At 45.1% G+C, this 6,388-nt stretch carries 9 protein-coding genes and 1 pseudogene; all 10 read right to left on the bottom strand.

Annotated elements, in window-relative coordinates; all coding sequences use genetic code 11:
- Positions 1-221, bottom strand: a pseudogene (locus ACSIPU_RS28115) (IS4 family transposase); the annotation flags it as partial.
- 59 nt (positions 222-280) lie between these two features.
- Entirely contained in the window at positions 281-475 is a 195-nt protein-coding gene (locus ACSIPU_RS28110) for a hypothetical protein (protein WP_058671460.1), read from the bottom strand.
- A 432-nt stretch (positions 476-907) separates the two neighbouring features.
- On the bottom strand, positions 908-1,276 hold the full coding sequence (locus ACSIPU_RS28105; protein ID WP_000537761.1) for a hypothetical protein: 369 nt from the start codon (positions 1,274-1,276) through the stop codon (positions 908-910).
- Positions 1,277-1,501: 225 nt separating this feature from the next.
- Positions 1,502-2,038: a hypothetical protein gene (locus ACSIPU_RS28100; protein WP_000800251.1), complete on the bottom strand. Its 537-nt coding sequence runs from the start codon at positions 2,036-2,038 to the stop codon at positions 1,502-1,504.
- Positions 2,039-2,105: 67 nt separating this feature from the next.
- The gene (locus tag ACSIPU_RS28095) at positions 2,106-2,543 is read right to left on the bottom strand and encodes a hypothetical protein (RefSeq protein ID WP_000286108.1); all 438 of its coding nucleotides are present in this window, start codon (positions 2,541-2,543) and stop codon (positions 2,106-2,108) included.
- A 44-nt stretch (positions 2,544-2,587) separates the two neighbouring features.
- Entirely contained in the window at positions 2,588-2,884 is a 297-nt protein-coding gene (locus tag ACSIPU_RS28090; protein ID WP_000856246.1) for a hypothetical protein, read from the bottom strand.
- 134 nt (positions 2,885-3,018) lie between these two features.
- On the bottom strand, positions 3,019-3,720 hold the full coding sequence (locus ACSIPU_RS28085; RefSeq protein ID WP_000237191.1) for a hypothetical protein: 702 nt from the start codon (positions 3,718-3,720) through the stop codon (positions 3,019-3,021).
- Between the two features lie 314 nt (positions 3,721-4,034).
- A complete protein-coding gene (locus tag ACSIPU_RS28080) occupies positions 4,035-4,316 on the bottom strand; it encodes a hypothetical protein (RefSeq protein ID WP_000708863.1) in 282 nt (93 codons plus the stop codon).
- 65 nt (positions 4,317-4,381) lie between these two features.
- Complete coding sequence (locus tag ACSIPU_RS28075; RefSeq protein WP_001272971.1) at positions 4,382-5,566, bottom strand: hypothetical protein; 1,185 nt, start codon at positions 5,564-5,566, stop codon at positions 4,382-4,384.
- A 416-nt stretch (positions 5,567-5,982) separates the two neighbouring features.
- Positions 5,983-6,159 carry a hypothetical protein gene (locus tag ACSIPU_RS28070; protein ID WP_001371930.1) on the bottom strand — a complete coding sequence of 59 codons (177 nt, stop codon included), beginning with the start codon at positions 6,157-6,159 and terminating at the stop codon, positions 5,983-5,985.
- Positions 6,160-6,388: the final 229 nt, after the last annotated feature.

Below are 6,388 nucleotides of genomic sequence, written 5' to 3'. Positions count from 1 at the left end.
CGCTCTTTGTGGAGGTGACGATTACCTAACAATCGGTCGATTCGTTTGATGTTATGTTTTGTTCTCGCTTTGGTTGGCAGGTTACGGCCAAGTTCGGTAAGAGTGAGAGTTTTACAGTCAAGTAAGGCGTGGCAAGCCAACGTTAAGCTGTTGAGTCGTTTTAAGTGTAATTCGGGGCAGAATTGGTAAAGAGAGTCGTGTAAAATATCGAGTTCGCACATTTTGTTGTCTGATTATTGATTTTTGGCGAAACCATTTGATCATATGACAAGATGTGTATCTACCTTAACTTAATGATTTTGATAAAAATCATTAGGGGATTCATCAGTCCTGAGCGTCTTTGCTTGCCCTGAGGCAATTGTGCAGGCTCACCAGCACCGGCGGTACCAAAAATGTCCCGGGCAATTTTATAAAGAAGGTAAAAAGGTACGCCCAGCATCATAAAAAAGATTACTGAAAATATTACACGTTCCATTGATGATCTCCTGTCTTGTGAGAGACCAGTTATATCAGGGTGATTCAGTATTTCCGTTTAGAAAAGAGTACTAATTTGGCCCTGTTCGCTCTTAATTTGCCATCCGGGAAAAAGTCATAGGGATAGGCCTGCCAGAGTCAATAACTTCCAGTGATCTGGAGGAGACCCCGGCTCTCTGAGCCCTCATGGATGGTACGGCTTTACCCCTTGTAAACAGATTCACGTTCCGCAGGACAAACATCGACTACTGACGTCTCATATTTGCTGACGCTAATCCGACGTCTCATTGCCGTCTGCTTGTTTTCTTTAAAGGGTGTATTAGACGAATATCAAATCGGAATGGTAGGGGATGTGTGGGCACCATGCCCGGCCCTCTTTGAGCATCTGAGAGATTGGAGACCTAGCCGGGTAAGATAGCTACTTTCTTACGGGTTACCCTTCAAATCCAAAGACGAAACGGACGCTGCCGTTCTCCACGTGGAGACGCTTTACTTCTTCGACAAATTCCTGGATCACCTCTCCGGCGTTATCGGGTGGTATGGCTGACAAAATTTCTTCCGAAGTCAGCCATGAGTATGAATGTTCACCGAATAAATCATCATCTTCGGACGGTATATCATCAGGTAATCCGCGTAATGCGTGGATAAAAACTGCTGATGTGCTCGCCCTTTCACGATCTACATCAAATCCGAGCCAGGCAAAGTGGAGATATGATCGGTCCCCTTTATAATTGCTTGATAAATTAATCCATTTACCAGGCTTTTCTTCCCTTTGAAATCGCCAGCAGATATCAACGCCCATTAAGAAACTCCATTACTATCGTTCGTATGAGATAACTATCATTTCAGAATACTATGACTTCTTCCCGTATAGAACTAATCGCTCACGCCATTTAGCTACTTACTTTTTTTACGTACGCTTGCAGCGCAGTACCTTGAGAGAAGTAAGTAAGACTGGGCGAAGCCAACCGGTTCCGCCACCTCGCTCACCGGCTTTTAGGCGTAAGCACTGAAGTCAGCCTCCATGCTAACTGGCGAGCCTGCGAAAGTCAGACTCGTTGTTATAAAGCGGCATATCGTAAGCAGTGTCTGAAATGAACATTCGGATCTGCTCAAGCGTCATGCCACAATGAAAACGGGTTACGCTCACATTGGCCCGGGGGAAGTCAGCACAAAATGCATTCAAAACATTCTCATGGACAATACCAATGTTGATTAACGCAGCTGGCCCGTTGTCACGGAAAGATACGACACGGAATCCCCCATACCAGCCTGACTGGGAGAAAAATGAAAATGCACTCGTTGCCAGACCATTAGACAGGTCATAGCGCAATTTCCCGCTCAGAGACTGGCTGTCTCTGCTGTACACGCGATTAATGAAAATGCCGGGACCAACTTCTACCGGCTGCTTGTTGCTTGCTAAACACGGAAAGCCCACCAGCGAAACCTCCCTTTCTCCTAACCAGTTTACCTGATACCCGGCAGTGAGAAAGTCAGTCAGTTCTACGCCAGAAAGAGCATTAATGGCCGCAATATCGGTATCCAAAATATTTACGTTTTTCATATTCATCTCATCTATATTCTAAAGTGCGTTTTTTGTCTATCAGCCCGAGGATTGAAAATTTGAATATTTAATGTGACAGAAAAATACCTGTCACCTTTTCAAAAACTGCCTGCAATTGAATATCGAGAGAGTCCATTTTAAAATCCACCAGCTCAGCTTTATTATCGCAAACCGAATAAAAATAGGAGTCAAATGCGTCTGTATCTTCATCTTTAAAAATACGGAAGGAATTAATTTTATTATGCCCTTCAAATTCGGCATGAATACCATAGCGAACCGAGCCGTCATCGAACTGAACAACCCGTCGTACAGAATTAATCCGGACGTACTGTTTTAAGGCCCTCGCGAAATCGGCATTTAACGCCAACGCTCGTAAGATTGAATCAGCGGTTTCATTCTGCTTTTTACGATCATATTCAAACATCCCACAGCCGGTGTTACGAAAGACCGGCTGAAGAGCATTAACCAGGTTGAAGGAATCCACGTTTCTGTCGTTTCTGTACATGAGATATCTCCTGCCCCTCCGCTATACGAAGGGGCTTGATAGGGTTACTGCCAGGCTGCGATCACTTCTTCGCACTGGAAATGAGATAAGCACTGCTGGAGTAAAAGGGCCAGCACCGCTGTGTTAGGGACGCGATTGTTACACCACGCGTTGAATAGCAGCTGCCATGGACCGGCATAATACCCGGCCAGTTTCTTTTTTTGTTTATCTGTGCAGCAGCTGGAAATGGCCTGCTGATAAAGGCTTTCATTCTCGGCACCAGAGCGTTGTTGCAGTGCCTGATAAATATAGGAGTAGACAGAATCGGAGCAATTAGATGCATAGGCCAGATTGGTTTTCATAATACCTCCTGTGTTTTTGGGTATTATATAAAACTCCGACCTACTGGCTAATAACCCACACTGTAATTTCTTTTAAAAACACAATAAATTTTCAAAATTGGACCAGTGTGGATTTAAGCGAGCAGTTTAAATCTTTATGAACTAGCTTTCAAAGAGGTTGGTTTTTCGGGAAGTTTTTTGCCAGACCAGCATGTTGGTTTTTTTTCTGTAGTGCAGATTAGCTGGTACCTGCCCCTTCTTACCTCTTTGAGCAATGACTGTTTGAAATATGGTAAGCCCAGTTCAAAAACCCAGTAACGACCGTCTGCAAAAACGACTGAATTTTCAACGCCATCCGAAGCCACCAAGGATGCATCATTAAGTAGACGTTCTTCATAATGAAATGGTAATGAAAATGTCAGATATAACGCACAAAGTACAAAGATTCCTGTGAGACTAACTGCCAGTGAACCACAATAACCAGAATAAACATTTAAATTTCTTTTGATAAATTTCTCATGCAAGATTACAAGCAGACAGAATACACAAGCTACCAGCCCAAATCCTACATGCAGATAAAACTGTCTTATTTCATCATTCCAGACGATGTTGTCCCATTTCGTGCTTAAGATTGAACCCAACAAGGAGATAATAAAAGCGGCAATTTGAGAACTGATAAAGTAGGAGAAAGCTGACTTTGAAGTTATTTTTTTCATAGAAACAGGAACCTCTTTACCTCGTTCCTGATCAGAGAAAAGACACAAAACGCACCATGCGCAAAAAACTGCAAGTCCAGATGCAATAATCTCGCGTAAAAACATATTAAACGTTTCCGATAATGAATAAGTAATTACCATATCCTCTCCGTAAGTCTACATATAATTCAGACGTGACAAATAATTAAAGGCATTGCTATTCTATCATTATGCATTGCGTTTAAAATCATTTCTAATTCAGCAGAGTAGCGATACAGGCATTTCGCTATCCTAAAATCTGGTAGCTTTCCATTTCCTTGCTGAGATAAATCAAAATAATTCTATTTATTGCCTATTCGGATGCTGCAAAACCTTATAAATCCGGATGTATATCACTTAACAGTGAACCATTCGGTGACTTGCTCTCCGTGAGGTCCACCGGGTTTATCCAGTAGGGAACATTCTGCTTTTACCGTTTACTGCATACGCGAGCAGGAATTCTGTTGCAGTTCTGCATTTGCCTGCTTTTCCAGTGCTGTCATAACCCGGCGGAGCATCGCCAGAGCCTGAACAGGCGAGCTCCCAAACTGCACTTTCACTTCATCCGTATCATGATCCTGAATCAGGTCGAGGATGTTCACTTCGATCCCTGCCCCGTTTTCATCTTTTGCCGTGCACTGAATACTTACCCGGGTCACCGAATCCGTCAGGACTGGCAGTGGGTTAGTCTTGTCTACGTTGATAAAAGCCTTCTTCATTGCCCTGTTTCCCCTTGTCCTGAAAAAGTTACCGACCCGTCCGGATGGAGGGGTCGGTCAGAAAATCATGCCTGACCCTTATTCATCTTCTCAGCATGCTTACGCAGGTACTCTTTCAGGTCAGCATGAGCATTGATGATATCGTTCATTTCATCATTGGTCAGAACAAGCGTGTAAGTATCAGTGCTGACAGATTCACCTTCTTTAAGCTTGGCTTCTTCAGCAATACGTTCAAAAATCGGGATCGCGGTGTCGGCAATGACGGTCACGGTCTTTTTGTTCAGAACGCTGGACATGGATGGTGCTTTACCTGCCGGGTTCTGTTTAGGAGCGCTGTCCTTTGGAGCCGGAGCTGGTTCCTGTACCGGTGGCGTAACCAGCGTCTCTGTATTGCTTTCATCATTCAGTTGATCCGGTACCGGGGTGTTAACGGTAGCATTACCTGCCGGTTGCTCATCACCGGAGTTTTCCGGAGTCTGCGGATCTGCCATGCGCTCTTCTACCTTGGCAGCTTTGACGAATTTCAGCGTGTTTTTCGTCGCTTTACCATAGATGGAGATCGCCTTGTTGATGTTATCTACCGCATCCTCACCGCTGTACATATACTCGTCCAGCGCAACGTACATGCTCACCTGATCGCTCACAAGCATGGTCTGTAGTTCAGAAGGCAGGTCCAGTACGCGAACCATCTGGCGAAGATGCTGCTCTGATTTACCACGTTTTTTTGCCAGTTCCGCAAAGGTCTTAGGCTCTTCTTTATCTTCAACAAGACGCTTAATTGAAAGCGCTTCAGCTACGACAGACAGCGCCAGGTTGGAGTTGCCGGTCAGGGTGAAGAGTTCTGCTTTTGAAGCGCTACCGCGAAACTCTTCGCAGCGAATACGAGTAATGCGTTCACGCCCTTCTGCTTCCAGCTGGCGGTTTGCAATAGCGATGGAACGGATACGGCAAGCCCCCTGACGCAGTACAGGTACGCCATTAACCATCTGAACAACGATAGGCGTCACGCTGAACGGGTCTTCCATGTAGGCATCGGCCAGGCTGTTCAGGTGTTCCACAACGTGAGGCATTGAATAGTAGAGCTCGCCCATACCGGCCGTGCGGGTGTTAAAGCCTTCCTGCTCTACAACAACCGAAGGGTCAATGATAAGGCCGTTACCTTTACGGGCACCGTTACCAGTGCGTTCCAGGTAACCACGAAGGCTGATTTCGTTGCTGTTGTTTTTTACTTCAGTTTCGATTGCGGACATTTTTGTTCTCTCTTTTGGTTGGTTGTTTAACTGCGCTACAACACAACAATACCAGGTTCGACATTTTTTCTAATAGGTTGCACAGAAGAAAAAGTAACTTTTCTTAAAAAAAATTCCTGAGACAATACTACTCGATCCGTCCGTTTTAAATCTTCACAACAGTGGGCCGTTTTTACGTTTAAGCAAAATAGCTGGTTCAGAAGGTGAGTCGGAGAGAAAAGTTACTTTTCCGGTTGTCTGGGCCAGTGATGAGAGAGTGGCAGGACAGGAATGGCTAAACCGGTGCGGGTCTCTTGTAAGTCGCAGGGGATTGAGGAGATATAGAGGTAAACCGGTACGTTCAGTTTTTGGATTGAGCCGGGCTTTTGGCCCGGGCTTAAGGAAGCGGAAATTTGAACGAACTGGCAGGTAATGATTTATGCCGCCGACAGCTGGCCGTCAGTGCTTTGCTGTTCTGGTTTGACAGTTGGGGGATAACCGGCAGTTAGCCGCTGGCATTCCGCATCACAGAAAGCCCTGAGGTTGCTGAAGACGGACTCCATGAAATCAGCATGAGCATACGAGTCTACAGGACGTGTCTTGTTATCTTTCATCTTGTTCTCCTCAATCATTATTAAAACCAGCGGATTTAGTTCCTGGCGCTCCATCTGCTGACCGGCTTTCCCAGAGAGCAGCGATGTGTCGGGTTCTGTTTCTCATTTTATCGTTTTCATCGGGCCCATCCGGCCGTATAAGAGACCGATTTGGCATGTTTAAGAAACGTACTGGCGACATTAAAAGCTGAGGTTGGCTTTGGAATAAAAGGATACTTTTCCCGTTTGT

Origin of the sequence: Klebsiella sp. HN106 (genome assembly GCF_051209435.1) — a bacterium.
In the GTDB taxonomy this organism is placed as follows: Bacteria; Pseudomonadota; Gammaproteobacteria; order Enterobacterales; family Enterobacteriaceae; genus Klebsiella; species Klebsiella oxytoca.
The sequence above is the reverse complement of the archived record's forward strand: the minus strand, read 5'-3'. Positions and strand labels throughout refer to the sequence as shown.